This is a genomic window from Streptomyces sp. NBC_00631 (genome assembly GCF_045206895.1).
In the GTDB taxonomy this organism is placed as follows: Bacteria; Actinomycetota; Actinomycetes; order Streptomycetales; family Streptomycetaceae; genus Streptomyces.
Genome location: NZ_CP107734.1, coordinates 10,839,249 through 10,858,127, shown reverse-complemented (window position 1 = coordinate 10,858,127; position 18,879 = coordinate 10,839,249). Strand labels below are relative to the sequence as shown.

At 69.8% G+C, this 18,879-nt stretch carries 17 protein-coding genes; 12 read left to right on the top strand and 5 right to left on the bottom strand.

The window, feature by feature from the left end; all coding sequences use genetic code 11:
• Window positions 1–87: 87 nt before the first annotated feature.
• From OHB00_RS49020 to OHB00_RS49010, 3 genes are all read right to left on the bottom strand, one after another.
• Window positions 88–1,251 carry a DUF2332 domain-containing protein gene (locus OHB00_RS49020; protein ID WP_406445282.1) on the bottom strand — a complete coding sequence of 388 codons (1,164 nt, stop codon included), beginning with the start codon at window positions 1,249–1,251 and terminating at the stop codon, window positions 88–90.
• Between the two features lie 198 nt (window positions 1,252–1,449).
• Window positions 1,450–1,653 (bottom strand): hypothetical protein, encoded by a 204-nt coding sequence (locus tag OHB00_RS49015; RefSeq protein ID WP_406445280.1) that lies wholly within the window; start codon window positions 1,651–1,653, stop codon window positions 1,450–1,452.
• Window positions 1,654–2,205: 552 nt separating this feature from the next.
• Window positions 2,206–3,651 carry an aldehyde dehydrogenase gene (locus tag OHB00_RS49010; RefSeq protein ID WP_406445278.1) on the bottom strand — a complete coding sequence of 482 codons (1,446 nt, stop codon included), beginning with the start codon at window positions 3,649–3,651 and terminating at the stop codon, window positions 2,206–2,208.
• A gap of 290 nt (window positions 3,652–3,941) precedes the next feature.
• Here OHB00_RS49010 and OHB00_RS49005 point away from each other — a divergent pair, with 290 nt between their 5' ends.
• From OHB00_RS49005 to OHB00_RS48960, 10 genes are all read left to right on the top strand, one after another.
• The gene (locus OHB00_RS49005; protein ID WP_406445276.1) at window positions 3,942–5,042 is read left to right on the top strand and encodes a Rieske 2Fe-2S domain-containing protein; all 1,101 of its coding nucleotides are present in this window, start codon (window positions 3,942–3,944) and stop codon (window positions 5,040–5,042) included.
• Complete coding sequence (locus tag OHB00_RS49000; protein WP_406445275.1) at window positions 5,039–6,049, top strand: PDR/VanB family oxidoreductase; 1,011 nt, start codon at window positions 5,039–5,041, stop codon at window positions 6,047–6,049. The genes OHB00_RS49005 and OHB00_RS49000 overlap by 4 nt, the downstream gene beginning before the upstream one ends.
• A 98-nt stretch (window positions 6,050–6,147) precedes the next feature.
• Entirely contained in the window at window positions 6,148–7,050 is a 903-nt protein-coding gene (locus OHB00_RS48995) for a MarR family winged helix-turn-helix transcriptional regulator (protein ID WP_406445273.1), read from the top strand.
• A 116-nt stretch (window positions 7,051–7,166) separates the two neighbouring features.
• The gene (locus OHB00_RS48990; protein ID WP_406445271.1) at window positions 7,167–8,237 is read left to right on the top strand and encodes a cupin domain-containing protein; all 1,071 of its coding nucleotides are present in this window, start codon (window positions 7,167–7,169) and stop codon (window positions 8,235–8,237) included.
• Between the two features lie 47 nt (window positions 8,238–8,284).
• The gene (locus OHB00_RS48985) at window positions 8,285–9,238 is read left to right on the top strand and encodes a fumarylacetoacetate hydrolase family protein (protein WP_406445269.1); all 954 of its coding nucleotides are present in this window, start codon (window positions 8,285–8,287) and stop codon (window positions 9,236–9,238) included.
• A complete protein-coding gene (locus OHB00_RS48980) occupies window positions 9,235–10,416 on the top strand; it encodes an FAD-dependent monooxygenase (protein ID WP_406445268.1) in 1,182 nt (393 codons plus the stop codon). The genes OHB00_RS48985 and OHB00_RS48980 overlap by 4 nt, the downstream gene beginning before the upstream one ends.
• 60 nt (window positions 10,417–10,476) lie before the next feature.
• Entirely contained in the window at window positions 10,477–11,781 is a 1,305-nt protein-coding gene (locus OHB00_RS48975; protein ID WP_406445267.1) for a PucR family transcriptional regulator, read from the top strand.
• A gap of 30 nt (window positions 11,782–11,811) precedes the next feature.
• Entirely contained in the window at window positions 11,812–12,111 is a 300-nt protein-coding gene (locus OHB00_RS48970; RefSeq protein WP_406445265.1) for a helix-turn-helix domain-containing protein, read from the top strand.
• Window positions 12,112–12,538: 427 nt separating this feature from the next.
• Window positions 12,539–12,925, top strand: a complete 387-nt coding sequence (locus OHB00_RS48965; protein WP_406445263.1) for a carotenoid oxygenase family protein — start codon at window positions 12,539–12,541, stop codon at window positions 12,923–12,925.
• Between the two features lie 355 nt (window positions 12,926–13,280).
• Window positions 13,281–13,625 carry a hypothetical protein gene (locus tag OHB00_RS48960; protein WP_406445261.1) on the top strand — a complete coding sequence of 115 codons (345 nt, stop codon included), beginning with the start codon at window positions 13,281–13,283 and terminating at the stop codon, window positions 13,623–13,625.
• A 307-nt stretch (window positions 13,626–13,932) separates the two neighbouring features.
• On the opposite strand, the gene OHB00_RS48955 is transcribed toward OHB00_RS48960, so the two are convergent.
• On the bottom strand, window positions 13,933–14,496 hold the full coding sequence (locus OHB00_RS48955) for a TetR/AcrR family transcriptional regulator (RefSeq protein WP_406445259.1): 564 nt from the start codon (window positions 14,494–14,496) through the stop codon (window positions 13,933–13,935).
• Window positions 14,497–14,581: 85 nt separating this feature from the next.
• On the opposite strand from OHB00_RS48955, the gene OHB00_RS48950 reads away from it, so the two are divergent.
• Window positions 14,582–15,496 carry an SDR family oxidoreductase gene (locus OHB00_RS48950; RefSeq protein WP_406445258.1) on the top strand — a complete coding sequence of 305 codons (915 nt, stop codon included), beginning with the start codon at window positions 14,582–14,584 and terminating at the stop codon, window positions 15,494–15,496.
• A gap of 55 nt (window positions 15,497–15,551) precedes the next feature.
• Here OHB00_RS48950 and OHB00_RS48945 read toward each other — a convergent pair whose 3' ends face one another.
• Complete coding sequence (locus tag OHB00_RS48945) at window positions 15,552–16,796, bottom strand: MFS transporter (protein ID WP_406445256.1); 1,245 nt, start codon at window positions 16,794–16,796, stop codon at window positions 15,552–15,554.
• 592 nt (window positions 16,797–17,388) lie between these two features.
• Between OHB00_RS48945 and OHB00_RS48940 the strand changes: the two genes are divergently transcribed.
• Complete coding sequence (locus OHB00_RS48940) at window positions 17,389–18,756, top strand: RICIN domain-containing protein (RefSeq protein WP_406446334.1); 1,368 nt, start codon at window positions 17,389–17,391, stop codon at window positions 18,754–18,756.
• The last annotated feature ends 123 nt before the right edge of the window (window positions 18,757–18,879 follow it).

Here is an 18,879-nt window from a genome sequence, read left to right as displayed (position 1 = left end):
TGGCTTGAACGCACAGCCGTGCCGGTGGTGGCGAGGGCCAGCCGTCGCGGCCGCTGACTGAGCCTTTTCCAACCGGCTGTCTCATCGTCAGTCCGTCTGGATCGATTGGAAGTCATCACTGGAATCGGGGACTGGAGCGAACCAGCGCAGGTACGGGTCGGCCAGGCCGAGTAACTGATCATGGTGTTGATCGGCATCGCGTAGACTGGCTCCGACCAGGTACCTGGAATTGTGCTGAGCGAGGGGGCCGCGCAGAGCAGGGACGTCGAGTGTGGTGGTCGCCAGCAGGCCGGGGGCCTCTGCGAAGACCCATGCCACCGGGCGCCGGCGGGCGGCTTCTTGGAGCTGGGCGATGAAGGCGTTACGAGCCTGGCCGGTGAGGTAGCTGAGCAGCGAAGCGGTGAACACGACCACCGGCTCGCTGCCTGGCAACTCACTGAGTATCCGAGCGGTGTCCGTCATCGCATCGCCCGTCACCACGCTCGCCGCCGCAGTGGCAGACGCGAGGTCGATGGCGCCCCGCAGAGTCGCGAGTTCCTCGATCTGCTCAGGCCAGATGAACGCCTCCAGCCAGGCTCGGGCATCAGGATCGGACAAGTCGATCGGATGTCGGTCGATGCCGAGCCGCCGCGTGATCGTCGGCGGTGTCCGGAGGATGCCCGTGCCGGACGAGCACCGGACTTCGCAGGACACCACGACCGAGGAGGCGTGGGCTGGGCACGATGCTTCGCCGTCGAGGCGATAGTCGTAGCGGTCGAACAGCAGGTTGAGCCCGGCGCTGGCGCCGACTTCGACCAGGGCCACGGGACCCGGCCAATGGCGCTGGACGTGATCGATCCCGATGCGCAGGGCGACGCATCGGCGGATCTCGTTCGTCTGGGTGGATCGCTGCGACAGAAGGCGAGCCAGGTCGTCGTGATGCTGGCCGCAGAAGGCGGAGAACGCCGGCACCAACTGGTCGTCGACCGCTCGGTGTCCACCGTGGATCGGGTAGTAGGCAGCCAGATCCGAGTCTCGGCGTGAGGCGAGAAGCAAGTTCACCGCGGCGAACAGAAGGCTGGGGCGGCGCTGCTGATCCGGGACGTCTAAGAGAAGAGCAAGAAGGTTGTCGTCACCGGCGACGCCTTCGCTGAGGGTCTTGTACACCGGGGAGCGGCCCGCACCATGTGCCGCACTGAAGAACCGGAACAGCAGCCTGAGCCGTTCGGCTTCGGCTGCGCGGCCGAGCCGCTCATCTCGCGCCTCGGCCACAGCGTGCCCCTTCGCTGGCCGGGGACCTACTTCGTATGCGTCGGCAGAAGCGGCTCGCGCAACCCCGATCGTCATCGCTCAGTCCGCCTGCCGTCACAAGAGCGTTCTATCACCCCGGAGCACTCGCAAACGTGCGATCGAACCATATTGATAAGGACCTTCAACCAGCAGCCGACACACCGATCTCACCTGACGTGCTCATCGGCCCTCTTCCGGCGCTGACCGCCGGTCGGCGAGGCGATCCTGATCGGCGGCGTTACCGGTACGAGCCTCGGTGCGGTGACCCCGCGCCAGGTAGTCTCGGACGATCAACTCGACAGCGTCCTGCGGGCTCCTGGTACCGGCCAGCAACATGACCTCGATGGCCAGATCGCTGTCCAGGCTGATGGTGACCTTCGCCATGACACCCCCTCAAGTGTTCCCCCACGAAGCCTATCCAAGCGGCCGACGGTCGGCGATGGCAGAGCCGGCCGCACCTGGGAAATAGGACCGGCCAGAAACCCGGCCACGGCCAGCCGACACGTTGGCTCAAGCAGTGGCGCGGCCTGGCCCTGCGAACGGACAAGCTCGCCATCACCTACCAGGCCGCACTGGGCCTTGCCGCCACCGATTCGCGCGTGCTACGAGTCCTCGGTGAATGGGGCCATCCGCCCACCACAGAGAGGGCTTGTGGCGGCGCCGATGTCCTCGATGACTTGCCGTTCCACGGCGTCACGGATCCAGCACCCTTCCTGCGCTTCCTCGATGGCGGCTCCCCATCACTTCCACCCGCCGTCGAATCGGTCCGCGAATGTGTCCATGCATGCGGGCTTCCGTGCACGATGCCGCAAGCATTCAAGGGGGCGTCGATCAGCGGGCCGGCTCATCAAAGAGACAGGCCCTGGTAGGACTCCGTTAGGTCTGTCCGCGTGCCGTGTTCAGGGGCATGAGGACTGCGTGGACGCACGGCGGTGATCAGAGGTAGACGGACTGCAGTTGGAGGTATCCGGCAAGCCCCTCGGGGCCGAACTCGCGGCCCAGGCCACTGGCCTTGACGCCGCCGAACGGTGCGGCGGGGTCGGGGAGGTAGTGGTTGACGCCGATGGTGCCGGTCTGGATGCGGCGGGCGACGGCCGCGCCGCGCTCCGGGTCGGAGGTCCAGACGGTGCCGCCGAGACCGTAGTCGGAGTCGTTGGCGATGCTGACGGCGTGATCGACGTCGTCGTAGGCGATGACGGAGAGCACCGGCCCGAAGATCTCCTCCCGAGCGATGGTGTCCTTGTTGTCGACGCCGGCGAAGACGGTCGGCTGGAGGAACCAGCCCTTGTCCAGGCCCGCGGGTCGTCCGCCGCCCGTCGTGACGCGGCCTCCGTCATTGCGCCCCTTGGCGATGTACGACTCGACACGGTCGCGCTGGACTGCCGTGGCCATCGGACCGATCCGGGTGGTCTCCGAGAGCGCGTCGCCGATGGTGAGGGACTCGGCGAGCGCGGTGAAGGCGTCCACGACTTCGCCGTAACGGCTGCGCGGTGCGAGGACGCGGGTGCCGAGGAAGCAGGTCTGGCCGTTGTTGAGGAGGGTGGCGGAGAACAGGTCCTGGCCGATCTTCGCCAGGTCCAGGTCGGCGTCGTCCAAGACGATCGCCGCCGACTTACCGCCGAGTTCCAGGGTGACCGGGCGCAGCAGGCGTCCGCAGGTCTCGGCGATGGCGCGGCCCGCGGCGGTGGAGCCGGTGAAGGCCACCTTGTCCACCCCGGGATGGGCCACCAGGTAGGCGCCGACCTCCCGGCCCGCCGGGACGATATTGAGGACGCCCGCCGGCACTTCCGCCTCCTCCGCGGCCTCGGCCAGCAGGAAGGCGTCGAGCACGGTCTCCGGAGACGGCTTGAGGACGAGCGTGCAGCCGGCCGCCATCGCGGGCGCGATCTTGAGCATCGACAGGGTCTGCGGGAAGTTCCAGGGTGCGATGGCGGCCACCACCCCGACGGGGTTCTTGCGGACCTCCACCGATCCGCCGAGCAGCGCCGTGCGCGTCTCACTCGTCTCCAGGCCGCGAGCCAACTGCGCGTAGTAGCGCAGGATGGCGGTCGGGAAACCGGCCTCCAGCTGCCGCGAGACGATGACCGGCATGCCGTTCTGACTGCTGACACGCTCGACGAAACCGTCCGCGCGCCGGTCCATCGCGTCGGCCAGTCGCTCCATGACCCCGGCACGCCGGGCGGTTTCCCACCTCGCCCAGCCGCCGGGCTCGTCGAACGCGCACCGGGCGGCGGCCACGGCAGCGTCGATGTCCGCCTCGGCGCCCTCGGGCACCCGACCCAGCGGCTCCTCGGTGCTGGCGTTGACCGGCACGATCGTGCGGTCCGTACTGGGCGTCGCCCAGATCCCGCCCATGTAGAGGGTGTCGTAACGCAGGTCCATCGTCTGTCTCTTTCGCCGTGAAGGGATCCGCTCGGCCCGGCTCGCAGGGCGATGTGCAATGGGAGAACCCCACAATGGAGCGGGGCCGCGACGAGGGGACCGGGCTCGTCGTCCAAACATCCCGCGACCCGTTGTACGGCGGGTACAGAATTCCGCCGATCTCTCTTCGAGATGTTCCCAGGGGTTGACCTGCTGGTGACTCAGCCGACCAATAGTCGTAACGGCACGAACCGTCATGTCGCGGATTCGTGACCGTGCCACGCCGACGACTCACGGCAGGGAGAGGCACCATGTCCCGTACCGCACCACTGCAAGCCCAGGCGGTCGACTCGTTTGCCGACCCCGGCTGGTACGTCAACGGCTGGTACGCCGCGGCGCGCAGCGGGGAACTGGGGCCGCGGACGATCGCCCGGACGATCTGCGGCCACAACCTGGTGCTGTTCCGGTTGGAGAGCGGTTCAGCCACCGCACTGGCGGACGCCTGCTGGCACAAGCTCGCGCCGCTGTCGAAGGGCACCGTGCAAGGCGACACCCTCGTGTGCCCGTACCACGGGCTGCGTTACGACGGCCACGGACGCTGCGTGCACATGCCCGCGCAGGAGACGGTCCACCCGGGCGCCGCGGTCCGTTCGTTCCCGCTGGTGGAACGGTACGGCCTGTGTTGGGTGTGGATGGGCGACCCCTCACTCGCCGACCCGGCCGAAGTCCCCGACTACCACTGGAACAGCGACCCGGAGTACGTGAGCGGTGGCTCCTACATGCGCCTGGACTGCAATTACAAGCTCCTGATCGACAACCTCATGGACCTGACCCACGAGGAGTTCGTGCACTCCTCCAGCATCGGGAGCGAGGCGCTGTCCGTCGCCCCGTTCGATGTGACCCACGGCGAGCGCACCGCGACCGTGACCCGCTGGATGACCGGCATCGAGGCGCCCCCGTTCTGGACCGGGCAGCTACAGAGGAACGTGCCGGTCGACCGCTGGCAGATCGTCCGCTTCGAGGCGCCGTCCGTGGTGAGCATCAACGTCGGTGTCGCCCCCACGGGCACCGGCGCCCCCGAGGGCGACAGGTCCCAGGGCGTCGACGCCTACGTCCTGAACGCCATCACGCCCGAGACCGAGCACTCCACCCACTACTTCTGGGGCTACGCACGCAGTTACCGCATGGCGGAGGCGGAGCTGACCGAGCAGCTCGTCAAGGGCATCACGGGCATCTTCACCGAGGACAAGACCATCCTCGAAGCCCAGCAGCGGGCCATGTTCGACAACCCCGACAAGATCTTCTACAACCTCAACCTCGACGGCGGCGGCATGTGGGCCCGCCGCATCATCGACGCCCGCGTCGCCCACGAGAAGCGCGCCACGCAGCTGAACGGGACTGGCCAGGCATGAGCATCGCGATCTCTCTGGGCCCGGCCCGCGTCAGGAGCACCACGGCGGCCGCCGACGGCGTCGCGCTGATCGAGGTCGTGCCCGAGACCGGCACCGTCGCCCACCCGGCCGGTGCCCACCTGGTGGTGGAGGTCCTGGTCGGCGGCCGGCTGCAGATCCGCCGCTATTCCCTGGTCGGTGAGCACCCAGAGGACGGGGTCTACCGGATCGCGGTGCGTCTGCAGCCGGGCGGCCGTGGCGGCTCCGCGTACATGCACCAACTGGCCCCGGGCGCCGAGGTGCGGATCAGCCGGCCGGTCAGCGGCTTCGAACTCGCCTGGGGGCAGCCCGGGTACCTGCTGCTGGCCGGCGGCATAGGCATCACACCCCTGATCGGCATGGCCGAGGCGCTGCGCCGCCGGCACGTGCCGGTGCGGCTGGTGTACGCGGGCCGGTCGCGATCCGCGATGCCCTTCCTGAAGCCGCTGGTGGAACTGCTCGGTGACCACCTGAGCGTGGTCGCCGACGACGAGGGGACCGGCGCCGACCTGGCCGCGGAACTGGCCCGGCTGCCCGAGCAGGGCGCGGCCTACATGTGCGGTCCGCCAGGGTTCATGAACGCCGTACGGAGTGCCTGGGAGGACCAGGGGCGGCCGCCGGGGCTGCTGCGTTTCGAGTCCTTCGCCTCGGGGGGCGAGCACCCGGCGGAGGCGTTCACCATGGAGGTCGCCGAGACCGGGGCACGCGTCACCGTACCCGCGGACACCTCTGCGCTGGACGCCCTGCGCGAGGCCGGCGTAGAGATGATGTACGACTGCCGACGCGGGGAGTGCGGATTGTGCTCCGTGCGCGTGGTCCGCTGCGACGGCGCCCTCGACCACCGGGACGTCTTCCTCAGCGACCGCCAGAAGGCGGACGGCGAACGGATGTGCGTGTGCGTGTCCCGGGCCGTCGGCGGCGTTGTCACGGTCGACACCGGTATGCGGCCCGACCCTGACCGTCGTACGGCACGGGCGGTCACGCCGTGACAGGGTCGGCCGCCCGGCTTTCCCGGCGGTCCGCCCGCTACCCTTCCGCGTACGTGGGCGGCGTGCGCGACGAGCGCCCAACGAAGGGGTGCGGTGAGGTGGTACGCGGCACGGCGGGTGCGATCCCGGACGAGGCGGTGTTCGCCACGGGCGCCCTGCTGCGCACGGTCCAACAGGTCCACGACCGGCTCTGGCAGGAGTTGGTGCCCGGCGGGTACACCTCGCCGCAGTTCGCCGTGCTGCACCGGTTGCGGATGCGGCCGGGCATCGACCAGCGCACCCTCGGCGCGGCGCTGAGCCTGGACAAGGCCACCGTCGCGGAACTCTTGGCCCGGATGGACCGGGCGGGTCTGGTCGCCCGCGAGCGGGCCGCCGACGACGCGCGCCGCAACGCTCTGCGGCTCACCGGAGAAGGCAGGGCCGCGTTCCTGAACCTGGCCCCGTGGGCCGCCCAGGTGCAGCTGCGGCTGACCACGGCGCTGAGCCCGGACGAGACCGGCCGGTTCCTGCACCTGATGCGGACGGTCGCCGGTGTCGCGCCCGGCGCCTGGACCTCCACGGCACCCACGGTCATACTGATCGGCCTTCCCCCCGACCCCGCGCACATTCCCGGGCACCTGATCCGGGTCGCCCAGCAACAGCACACCCGGTACTGGACGGACGCCGTGGGAACACGGCTGACCTCTCCGCAGTACGGCGTGCTCTACCGGCTCGCCCGCGAACCGGACATCGACCAGACGACACTCGCAGAACGCGTGGCCCTGGCCAAGGCGCCCACCGGCGAGATCGTCAAACGCCTCATCGCCCGCGGCGAGGTGCGGCGCACAACCGACCCGCACGACGCTCGCCGCAAGCTGCTCGCCCTGACCAGCGACGGGCTCCAAGTGCTGTACGAAGTGATGCCCGCCGTTCTGGACGTCCAGCGCAGGCTGACGCACGATCTCACAGCGCACGAACGCGACGACCTGCTCGGCCTGCTGGGACGGATGTGCAGGGCGTAGCACCCTGAGCTGGAGTGGCCTGCGGCCACACTCGCTCAATTAGTCACTGCACGAACTTTCTGGTGTGCACCTTCGTTCTCCTGTACGAACCGCAAGACATAGAAAAAGGAGCGAAGATGGCGACACGTCGTTTCGACGCACCCGACGACGCCGTCCTGAACGCGTTGTACGAGGACCTCGCCGACAGGGACCTCCAGCCTCTGTGGGAGCTGAGCGGCCTGCTCACCCCGACCCCGGAAGCTCGCGCAGTTCCCTACCGCTGGCGCGGCAAGGTACTGCGCGAGCTGGGCGAGCGGGCCGGAGAGCTGGTCCCCGTCGACCGGGGCGGCGACCGCCGGGTGCTGTCACTGAGCAACCCGGGCCTCGACGGCACCCCCCGTGCCACCGCCACGCTGTGGGGCGCCGTGCAGTACCTGGGCCCCGGCGAGACAGCCCCCGCCCACCGCCACACACCTGCCGCGCTGCGCTTCGTACTGGACGGCGAAGGCGTGTGGACACTGGTGGACGGCGACCCGCTGCACATGTCCGCCGGAGACCTGATCCTCACTCCGAGTTGGACCTGGCACGAGCACCACAACCCCGGTGACACGCCGATGACCTGGTTCGACGCACTCGACCTGCCGCTCGTCGCGGCGCTGGACGCGGTGTTCTTCGAGCCGAGCGACCGGCGTGAGACCCCCTCGGCAACGCCGGAACGCTCCGCCTCGGAGCGCCGGTTCGGCGGCGGACCTGGCCTCCTGCCCGGTGGCACTGCAGCGCCCGCCCCCGCGCACTCCCCGCTGCTGAGGTACCGGTGGGCGGACACCGACCGCGCCCTCGGAGACCAACTCGCCGAGGCGGGATCCGAGGCCGAGCGGACCGGGCACGCCCACGTCCGTTTCGCCGACCCGACCAACGGGCGGGACGTGATGCCCACGATGCGCTGCGAGATGCACCGCTATCTGCCCGGGCACACCGCCGCGGCCGAGCGGCACACCGGTTCGGCACTGATGGCGGTCTTCCGCGGCGCGGGCGCCGTCGAGCTCGACGGCGCCCTGCACTCCCTCTCCCCCGGCGATCTGATCGCGATCCCGTCGTGGACGTCCGCACGTCTGCTCGCGGACGAGCCGCTGGACCTCTTCTCGGTCAGTGACGCCCCCGTCCTGGAGGCTCTGGCGCTGTACCGGGCCGAGACCGCTTCCGGCTGAGCCGCCCCCGCCCACGACGTCCCTCACCGCCCCAGCCAGGAGACCCCATGCGCATCGCCCGCTTCGACGACGACCGTGTCGGCGTCGTCGTCCACGACCGCATCCTCGATGTCACCGACCGGATCACCGCTCAGCTCGCCGCGTCCCCCTACCGGGCCCCCCACAGCCTCATCCGCCGGCTGATCACCCACTTCACCGCAGTACGGCCGCTGCTGGAGAAGCTGGTGGCCGAGATGGGCCCGGGCGGGGGCCGTCCGCTGGACGAGGTGCGGCTGCTGGCGCCGGTGACCGAACCGACGAAGATCGTCGCGGCTCCGGTGAACTATCGCGACCACCAGTCCGAGATGAACGAGGCGTCCCACATCAGCACGCTCGGCTTTTTCCTCAAGTCACCGGCCTCGATCCTCGATCCGGGCGGCACGGTCCGCCTCCCCTACACGGACCGGCGCTTCGACCACGAAGCGGAGTTCGCGCTCGTCGTCGGCCGCCGGGCCAGCCACATCACGCCGGAGGTGGCCCTGGACCACGTCTTCGGCTACACGGGGCTGATGGACATCACCATGCGCGGCGGGGAGGACCGTTCCACCCGTAAGTCCTTCGACACCTTCACCCCGCTGGGGCCGTGGATCGTCACTCCGGACGAGTTCGGCTCGCCCGAGGACGTGCATCTGGAGCTGACCGTCAACGGCGAGCTCCGGCAGAAGGCGAACACCCGGGACCTGATCTGGTCTGCGGCGCGCTTCCTCGCCTACGCCTCCACCGTCACCGTGCTGGAGCCCGGGGACGTGGTCACGACGGGCACTCCCGCCGGCGTCGCCCCGATCGAGGACGGCGACAGCGTCGCGCTGACGGTGGACCGCATCGGTCGCTTGCAGGTGGACGTGACCGCCGAGGGGGCCGTGCCCTGCCCGACGGGAGGGGCCGGCCACGGTCCCGTACCACCGTCCGCCCCGAGCGCAGCAAGTGACGCGTCACGCCTACCACTTAGGGAGACACCATGACCCAAACCGAGCGCACCGGGCTGCTCGTCATCGGCGGCGGCATCGGCGGCATGGCCACCGCGCTGGCCGTCGCACGCGCCGGACATCCGGTCCACTTGCTGGAACGCGCCCCCGTCTTCGCCGAGATCGGCGCAGGCCTCCAGGTCGGTCCCAACGCCGTCCGGGTCCTCATGAACCTGGGCCTGTATGAGCGCGTCGAGGAGGTGGCCGTCTTCCCCGAACGCGGCGTCTTCATGGACGCCCTCACCGGCGCGTTCCTGACCTCCCTCGACCTCGGCCCCGCCTTCCGGGAGCGCTATCGGGCGCCCTACGCAGTGATGCACCGCAGCGACCTGCTCGACATCCTGCTCGACGCCTGCCGGGCCAACGACCTCATCTCCTTGGAGAACGGCAAGCAGGCCATTGACGTACGGGAACTCGACGGCGGCAGCGTGCGCGTCGAGTGCGCCGACGGAAGTACCTACGAGGCGGACGCCGTCATCGGCGCCGACGGCCTCAACTCCACTGTGCGGAGGCTGATCTGCGACGACGAGCCGGTGTGCTCCGGGTATGTCGCCTATCGCGGCACCATGCCTCTGGGAGACGCCGGCGCGGCGATCGACGGCGACAGCGTGGTGCTGTGGATCGGACCCGGCATGCACCTGATCCAGTACCCGATCCGGCGCGGCGAGCTGTACAACACCGTCGCGGTCTTCCGCAGCGACGCCTTCGAGCGCGGCGCACCTGACTGGGGCGGCCCCGACGAACTGGACGCCCGTTTCGCCGCCGCGTGCGACGAAGTGCGCCGCGGCGTGGCCCTCGTCGACCGCAGCCGGGGCTCGAAGACCTACGACCGTGAGCCGCTCGGCCACTGGGCCACCGGCCGGGTGGCCCTTCTCGGCGACGCGGCCCACCCCATGCTCCAGTACCTGGGGCAGGGGGCCTGTCAGGCTCTGGAGGATGCAGAGGCACTCGGCCGCAAGTTCGTCGAGCACGGTGACGACTACGCCAAGGTCCTCGCGGCGTACGAGCAGGAGCGCATACCACGGGCCTCCCGGTGCCAGACCACCGCCCGCACCTGGGGCGAGATCTGGCACGCCGACGGCGTCGGCAGGATGCTGTGCAACCACATCCTCACCAGCCGCGCCCACGATGACTACACCCACACAGATTGGCTGTACCAGCCGGCCGCCCTCTGACATCGCCACTGATCGGATCAAGGTCACAGCGTGCCTGACCTGGAAGAACAGGGAAACGCCGTGCGGAAGCCAGCTGCCACGGCCATCGCCGCGGCCGTCGCGTCGCTCAGCCCCGAGCCACGGCCGAGGACTGCCCCGGCACGCGCCGGCGTGGACACACGGGTCGTCGAGGAGGCCTCCCTCATTCTGGGCCCGGGAGCCGCGGCCTGGGCCGTCGAATGGGGTGCCCGTGCCCTTGAGTCGACGGTTGCGCAGGAGCCGGAACACAGCGACCTGCCGGTCCGGGCCATCCAGCGCTCCTGCGAGGCACTGCTGCTGGAAATCCTGGCGAGGCTCGCCGGTCACGACTTCCGGACGGACCTCACCGACTGCTTTCAGGAGATCGCGGCCTCAGCCGCCGAGCGGGACGTGCCCTTCGACTGGGTCGTGCGTCGCATGCGGGAAGCCCAGCAGCTCTGGCTGGAACAGCTGCTGGACGGTCTGCGGCCCGCTCTGCCGATCGAGGCGCTGGCGGCAGTACCGCTGACGGTCGCGAAGGTCATGGACGGCGCGATCACCCTGGTGATCGGGGACTATCTGGCGGAGCGGGAACGCCTCGCCGAGGGGAGGGCGGCCTGGCAGCGCGACATCGTCAACACTCTCCTGGACCGCCAGCCCGTCGACACCGTCCGCGCCGAACGGGACCTGGGCCTCACCCTCGCCCACCATCACACCGCCGTCGTGCTGTGGCGGCCGGGCGGAGCCTCCGGCCTCCGGCTGACCCGGGTGGCAGCCCAGTTCGCCGACCGTCTGCCGGGCGCCACCCTGCTCACCGTCGCCGCGGACAGGGACCGGCTGTGGGCCTGGCTGAGCCGCGACCGCCGCCCCAGGGATCGGGAGCAGGAAGCCCTGGCCTCCGTACGGCCCGCGCTGCCGGGTACCCGCGCCGCCATCGGCCCGTCCGCACCGGGCACAGATGGTTTCCGCCGCACTCACCTGCAGGCGCTCGACACCGCACGCGTCGCCGTGTCCATGCCGACGCCTGGGGACGTCACCGACTGGCACACCGTCAGCCTGCCGACCGTGGTCTCCGCGGATCTGGAACGCGTCCGCTGGTACGTCCAGGAGACCCTCGGCCCGCTCGCCCAGGACAACCCGGCCGCCGCCGAACATCGCGCCACCCTGCTCAGTTACCTGGAAACCGGCCTGAGTCTGGTGCGCGCCGCCGAGGAGCAGCACGTGCATCGCAACACGATCGTCTACCGGATGCGCCGCATCGAGGAGCTGCTGCCCACGCCGATCACCGGGGGATGCCTGCAGATCCACACCGCGCTCAGCCTCGCCGCCCAGTACGGCGCCCGAGTGCTCCATCACCTCCCCGGCTGACCGCCGCCGAACGGGCCTCTCGACCTCGCCTTGGAACGAGGACTGGACGCGGTTCACATCAACGAGGTCACGGCGCGTGCCGGGGTATCCCCCCGCACCTTCTTCGACTACTTCGAGGCGAAGGAGGACGCCGCGGTCATCGATCCGCCCAGCATCGAGAAGCAGGAGCTGCAGAGGCTCCCCGCCGCATCCTCGGACGAGGAGCTGTGGGCCGAGCTCGGGAAGATGTTCGCCGACGCCGCGGAACGCAATACCCAGGAGATCACCGAGCTGGGGGCCCGGTGGGCGTGCACGTCGAAGAGGCCTTCGCGCTGCTCGAACGCACCCTGATCGGCGGCGTGCAGCGAGAAGAGGCACGGCGAAGCTGATCTGCCCGAGGCACGCTCACCCACGAGGGGCCCGCTCCACCGACACGTCGGCAAGTGTCAGCAGGTCAGGGGGACCTGGCACCACCGGGCTCGGGGTCGACGTCAGCCTCAGAGTGCCTCGCCCTGGACAGAAAACGGTTCGAAAGCGCAGGCGACAGTCCCGAACCTTGACCAGCTGGCATTTTGCAGTTGATGCAAATCTGTAGCCGTGCGGACTCGCACGCAGTCATCGAACGGGCGTGAGCGCACGCATTTGGCCGCTGCGCCCTGGAGAAGACATCGAAGTGCTCGGACCCAGCTCAGGTAGCTGTTCGCCGCATTCAAGGAGCCGGCCGTACACGCCACCGACGCAGGACAGGAAGGCGAGTCAGACGTGGGACACCGACAACATGTTCCACAACGGCCCCTACGCGCCCTGGCGCCAGGAAGGCGCGGCGTTCGACCTGGAGGTCGAGGGTGAACTGCCCACCGAGCTGAGCGGCGCGCTGTTCCAGACGAGCGCCAACCCGTATTACCGGCCGATCGAGCCGGACCGCCACTTCTGGTTCGAGGGCGACGGCATGGTGTACGGCACATACCTGCGCGACGGGCGCGCACACCTCCGCAACAAACGCGTGGCCACGGCCGGGCTGAAGCTGGAGATGCAGGAAGGCCGGGCCGTCTTCGGAGGCTTCGCGAACGGCAGGTCGAACCCTGCGGCGATGCGGCCCGGCCTCCCGATGGTTCGCCTGGCCGAAAGCTCATCTGCCAGGAGTTTCGCTGCGCTGTCAAGCTAACTGCCATCACATGCACGAGGTTGGAAGCTCAACCGCCCGGTTGCGGCCTGGCGCCGGTGGAGTTCGTGTCACGCACATCAGCCCGGTTGAAGGTCGCACGTCACAGGTCTGCTCCGTGGAAGGGCGCGTCTGTGACATCTGCGTCGGTGGGCTGTTCCATAACCGCTCGGTCCGTGTCGAGCAAGGCCAGCCGGTCGTCCTCCAGGCAGTCCGGTACGTTCTCGCCGTCGGGCAAGCCATCGACACCTCGGCATCACCCGAATGGACGCACCCGAATGGTGGTATTACACCCGGCGAATCTACGGTCGGTTCAGATCTCGCTTCCGAGACAGGGGGCTAGCCAGGGAGGTCAACCATGAACCGACTCCGTACCCTCGCCATCGCAGCCGCGCCCGCGGCATTGCTGATCGGTCTGGCGATTCCGGCTCCCGCCGCACCCGCGCCGAAGGCGCCGACAACGCCGAACGCCAGCTGCTACATGCCGCGGGCCGACCAAGTTCTCACTGCCCAGGAAGGCATCAAGCTCGCCAACGCCTGCAAGACTCAGAAGTCTGACCCCTCGTGGCACTGGATGGGCAACTACGGATCGGTCTACGACGTGGTCAACGTCGCGAACAGCAGGGGCGTCGGCGCCGGCGGGCTGGTAACGATACCGAATGCCAGCGGCGGCGGCCTGATCCCGACGTTCATGTACTACTGAAAAGCCGGCCAAGAGCGTCCGCCGACAGGTCACGAACGCGTTGGAGCGGCGGCACGACGGGCCGTCTGCTCCCGATCATGGATTTGCCTACGGTCCGTGATCCTGGGAGCGATCCGTGCCCGTCGTGCCTGCGTCCAGCCGCCCAGCAAGGTCCGGCGACGTCGGCACCGCGATCGTCGTCGCCGTGCCTGGGGTTCGTCGCACAACGGGGCTGAGGCAGCGGCAACATGGGCCAAGAGGGCGACTGCACATCAGCAATGCCTGGCTCACGGGGAACCCTGGGCCTCCCCGCCGGCCCAGAAGGCTGTCAGCCCCTGGCCGTCATCTTGCCGAGTTCGTGCAGCAGGTCGTGCATCAGCGGTGCCATGTCGGTCTCCTCCGCCGCCGTGATCCACCGCTCGAAGCCGACCTTGAACACGGCCACCCCGGTCTCCGCGGCCAGGGTCGCGGTCGGCTCCGGCACGCCGCGATCCCGGAGGGCGTCCGCGAGGGCGCTCGCGAGCGAGGCGAGCTTGATCAGCTCACGCTCCTGGAGCTCCGGATGGGCGGCCACCACGGCCTGCCGGAGCAGGGCGTGTTCGTGGCGGCCGGCGAACATCTCGGAGGCCGCGTCGAGTCCGGCGCCGAGCACGTCGACGAGCGGCGCGGACGGCGGGGCCGTGGCGACGGCGGTCACGAACAGCTCCTGGAGCGGGGAGCCCGCGAAGAGCACCTCGCGTTTGTCGGCGTAGTGCCGGAAGAAGGTGCGTTCGGTCAGGCCCGCCTGCCGGGCGATCTGCGCCACGGTCGTCCGCTCGTACCCCTGCTCGCTGTAGAGCTGCAACGCCGCTGCCGCCAGGCGCTCGCGCGCGTTCGGCTCCCATCTACCCATGGCCGAATCCTACGCGATGACAGTGACTGACTTCGAGTGCTACTGTCGACGTCAGTCACTGTCATCGATAGTCAGGGATTCCCCCATGCGTGTTTTCGTGACCGGCGCGTCCGGCTGGCTCGGCTCCGCTGTCGTTCCCGAACTTCTCGACTCCGGCCATCAGGTGGTCGGGCTTGCCCGGTCGGACGCCTCCGCCGCCACGCTCACCGCGGCAGGGGCTGACGTGGTGCGCGGCAGCGTCGACGACCTGGACGTGCTGCGCGAGGCGGCCGCCTCGTCGGACGGCGTGATCCACCTCGCCTTCAAGCACGACATAGCTTTCAGCGGCGGCTTCCGCGGCGCCGCCGAGGCGGACCGCCGTGCCGTGGACGCGTTCGGCGAGGTGCTGGCCGGTTCCGACCGGCCCTTCGTTCTCGCCTCCGGCCTGCTCGGCATCGCCCCCGGCCGGACGGCCACCGAGCGGGACATGCCCGCGATCGACGACTCGGCGTTCTCGCTGCGCCAGGCCACCGCCCTGGCAACGCTGCACCTGGCCTCGCGCGGTGTGCGCTCCTCGGTGGTACGGCTCGCCCCCACCTGTCACGGCGAGGGGGACAAAGGGTTCATGGCGACGCTGGTCGACATCGCCCGGGAGCGCGGTGTCTCCGGGTACGTCGGCGACGGCGCCAACCGCTGGCCCGCCGCGCACCGGCTCGACGTCGGACGGCTGTTCCGGCTGGCCGTGGAGAAGGCCCCGGCCGGCTCGGTACTGCACGGAGCGGGCGAGGACGGCGTCGCGATCCGTGCCGTCGCCGAGGTGATCGGCCGCCACCTGGGGGTGCCGGTCGTCTCCGTGGCGCCCGCTGACGCCGCCGAGCACTTCACCTGGCTCGGCGGCTTCATCGGCCTGGACAGCCCGGCTTCCAGCACGGCCACCCGTGAGCTGCTGGACTGGCGTCCGTCACACCCGGGCCTGGTGGAGGACCTGGACAAGGGCCACTACTTCGGCCCGGCCGCCTGACAGCGCGGGACTTCGGGAAGTCCCGCGCTGAGCTCCGCCTCGCCGTCGGCCGGTCTCAGCCGTGGTTCCGGTCGGCTGCCCCGGCCACGGGGGACCCGGGCCCTGAGACCGGTGCGGTGTCCGGGGTGCCCTGGGAGGTGACCACCTGTGAGGGGCGGTTGCCCCGGTCCAGGATGCCGCCGGTGACGGCCAGGGCGAGACCGGCCATGGCGAGTGCGGCGCCGACCAGGTTGGGGGCGGCCCAGCCCCAGCCCGCCGAGATGACCAGGCCGCCGAGCCAGGCGCCGGCCGCGTTGGCCATGTTGAACGCGGAGTGGTTGGAGGCCGCCGCCATCGTGGGGGCGGCCTTCGCGTTGATCATCAGGAGCATCTGGACGGGCGTGGTGATGAGCGCGCCCATCGCCCCGATGAGAGTGACCGTCACCAGGGCCGGGACCGTGCTGTGCACGGTGAAGTAGAAGGTGACCAGCGCGGCCGCCAGCAGGACGATCCCGGCGTAGAGCGTCGGGCGCAGGGCGCGGTCGGTGAGGGGACCCGCCACCAGGGTGCCGACGGTCATGCCGACGCCGTAGAGGGCGAGGACCAGGGTGGTGGAGGAGTCGGAGATACCGGTCAGGTGGGTCAGCATCGGAACGAGGTAGCTGTAGACGGCGAAGAAGCCGCCGAAGCCGACGACGGCGGTGGCCAGTCCGATGAAGACCTGGCGGTTGCCCATCGCCCGCAGCTCCTGCCGGATGCCCGCCTGCGGGCCGCGCGGCTGGTGCGGGACGAGGAGGGCGAGCGCGGCGAGTGCGACCAGGCCGATGACGGCGACCGCGCAGTAGGCGTACCGCCAGCCCAGATGCTGGCCGAGGGCCGTACCCGCGGGGACTCCGACGATGTTCGCGATGGTGAGGCCCAGGAAGACCCGGGAGACGGCCCGTGCGGCGCGGTCCGGGGCCACCAGCCTGGAGGCGACGACCGCGCCCACGCCGAAGAGCGCGCCGTGCGGGAGTCCGGCCAGGAAGCGGGCGGCGAAGAGCAGGCCGAAGTTCGGGGCGAGCGCGGACGCCGTGTTCCCGACCACGAACAGCCCGGTCAGCAGGAGCAGCAGCCGCTTGTGGGGGACGCGCGCACCGATGCCGGTCAGAACAGGGGCGCCCACGACGACGCCGAGAGCGTAGGCCGACACGAGGTTGCCGGCGTGCGGCACCGACACCCCGACGCCGTCCGCGATCTGGGGCAGCAGCCCCATGGTGGCGAACTCGGTGGTGCCGATGCCGAACGTGACGACGGCGAGGGCCAGCAGAGCCAAAGGCATGGTGAGCGGGGGCCTTTCGAGGACGGTGGTCCGGGGACGGAAAGCGGGGGCGGGGGCGGGTCGCCGGGGGCTCCTCCGCCTCCGGGGCCGACCGCGCCGAGCACCCTTGCCCAGCACACCCCAAGAACGTTGCAGCGGGATGACGCGGGCCCGCATTCCTGGATCGCCGCTCACAACGCGGTGACATGTGTCACCCCGGACCGGTTTCACGACGTCGCCGAGGTTGACGAGGCTACGAGAGGTACCGGTCAGGATCGACTGGGAGTCGGTCGACTTCTACCGGGACGAGGACGAGCCGCAGAGACTGCCATGACGAGTATCCGGCCTGGCTCGACCACCACTTCGGCCTGCCGCCGGCCGAGGACCCCGCCGCCGTCCTCGCAGCGGTGCAGGCGGAGCTGGACGTCCGGTTCGCGGACTGGGTGAGCCCCTTCCTCCGCTGAACCCACACACGTCCGCGTCTGAATGACGGGTCGTCACATGCCGCTGAGTGAAAAGGAATTCAGCCTGAACGACTGGCGCGCCACACGTGTCAGCAGGTATCTCATGCCTCTGACAGCGTGGGCACTCCGTGCCTGCCAGAGTGAAGGGAATTCCCGTGCGTGTGCGCCCCCTGCGCGTCCTGTGCTGTTCCGCCGTCCTCGCCCTGTCGGCGCCCGTGCTGCTCCCGGGTACCGCCTCGGCGGCGGTGCCCACCTCCTCGGTCTACCTCCAGAACTACGTCACCGGTCTCGACGCGGCTGACAGCGGCGGCACCGTCGCTGCCCACAACCCCAAGGGCAACGAGGACCACCAGCAGTGGACGCCCGTCGCGGTCAGCGGCGGCTACCAGCTGCGGAACGCCGACGAGTCCGGCACCTGCCTGGGCCGCAGCGGCACCGCCGCGGTGACCGCAGCCTGCGGCGCCGACGGCACCACCTGGACCGTCACCGCCGGCGCCGACAGCACCTACACCGTCACGGTCCCCGGCACCACGCAGTACCTCACCGGTTCGTCGTCGGACACCGCCGCCGTACAGGTCGGCTCCGCGGGTGACCTCGCCCGCTGGTACCTCACCCCGGTCTCCTACGCCACCTCGGCGATGCCCTCCGCGGACACCCGCACCCTCGACCAGGTCACCTTCCTCACCGCGCACAACGCCTTCGCCAACGGCACCGACGGGAACTTCGCCTCGTTCCCCGTCAGCCTTTTCCCCAACCAGAACTACGGCATCAGCCGGCAGCTGAGCGACGGCGTGCGCGGCTTCATGCTGGACGACTACACCGTCTCCGGCCAGGCCGTCCTCTGCCACAACAGCTGCGACGGTGTCAGCAGCCCCGTGCCGCTCGCCACCGACCTCCAGCGCATCGTCGACTTCCTCAAGGCCAACCCCGGGCAGTTCGCCACGGTCTTCCTGGAGGACTACGCCTCCTCCGACGTACTGAAGTCGTCCCTCGCGTCCGTCAGCGGCCTCTCCGACGTGCTGTACCGGCCGGACCAGGAGGGGGTGGCCGCCAAGGGCTGGCCCACGATGGCCGATCTCGCCGCCCGCGGCAAACAGCTCCTGATCTTCAGCGACCGAACCCGGGCGAGCGACACCGCGAACGGCTGGACCACGCGCGACACCTTCGGCGTCATGTACCAGCGCGAATGGACCGTGGAGAACTACTGGTCCATGGGCGGCGGACTCGGTGACTCAGACTGGTCCTGCTACAGCCGCTGGGGCACCGACAGACCCCTCACCACCGACTCGTCCGCCTTCCACCCGCTGTTCGTCATGAACCACTTCCGCGACTACCCCATCGCCTCCACCGCCGCCACCGACAACGGCAAACTCCTCAACCGCGCCCAGAACTTCTGCACTCCCGCCGCCCGCAAGAAGCCCAACTACCTGGCAGTGGACCGCTACGACACCGGCTCCCCCACTCCGCTCTCGGCCGTGGGCACCCTCAACACCTACATCCTCACTCCGGGTCAGTGAACCCACCGGGCGCTGCTCTCCGGCGCCTTGGCGCGGATTTCACCGGCCTCCTCTGACCTGGCCCGCCAGGAAAAGGGCCGCCGCCTGCACATCCGACCTGCCAGCATGTGCGCATGCTGACAA

Excerpts from the sequence above, each read along its gene's own strand:
- OHB00_RS49015 (WP_406445280.1), bottom strand. The coding sequence starts at position 1,653 with ATGGCGAAGGTCACCATCAGCCTGGACAGCGATCTGGCCATCGAGGTC.
- OHB00_RS49010 (WP_406445278.1), bottom strand. The coding sequence starts at position 3,651 with ATGGACCTGCGTTACGACACCCTCTACATGGGCGGGATCTGGGCGACG.
- OHB00_RS49005 (WP_406445276.1), top strand. The coding sequence starts at position 3,942 with ATGTCCCGTACCGCACCACTGCAAGCCCAGGCGGTCGACTCGTTTGCC.
- OHB00_RS49000 (WP_406445275.1), top strand. The coding sequence starts at position 5,039 with ATGAGCATCGCGATCTCTCTGGGCCCGGCCCGCGTCAGGAGCACCACG.
- OHB00_RS48990 (WP_406445271.1), top strand. The coding sequence starts at position 7,167 with ATGGCGACACGTCGTTTCGACGCACCCGACGACGCCGTCCTGAACGCG.
- OHB00_RS48985 (WP_406445269.1), top strand. The coding sequence starts at position 8,285 with ATGCGCATCGCCCGCTTCGACGACGACCGTGTCGGCGTCGTCGTCCAC.
- OHB00_RS48980 (WP_406445268.1), top strand. The coding sequence starts at position 9,235 with ATGACCCAAACCGAGCGCACCGGGCTGCTCGTCATCGGCGGCGGCATC.
- OHB00_RS48965 (WP_406445263.1), top strand. The coding sequence starts at position 12,539 with ATGTTCCACAACGGCCCCTACGCGCCCTGGCGCCAGGAAGGCGCGGCG.
- OHB00_RS48960 (WP_406445261.1), top strand. The coding sequence starts at position 13,281 with ATGAACCGACTCCGTACCCTCGCCATCGCAGCCGCGCCCGCGGCATTG.
- OHB00_RS48955 (WP_406445259.1), bottom strand. The coding sequence starts at position 14,496 with ATGGGTAGATGGGAGCCGAACGCGCGCGAGCGCCTGGCGGCAGCGGCG.
- OHB00_RS48950 (WP_406445258.1), top strand. The coding sequence starts at position 14,582 with ATGCGTGTTTTCGTGACCGGCGCGTCCGGCTGGCTCGGCTCCGCTGTC.
- OHB00_RS48945 (WP_406445256.1), bottom strand. The coding sequence starts at position 16,796 with ATGCCTTTGGCTCTGCTGGCCCTCGCCGTCGTCACGTTCGGCATCGGC.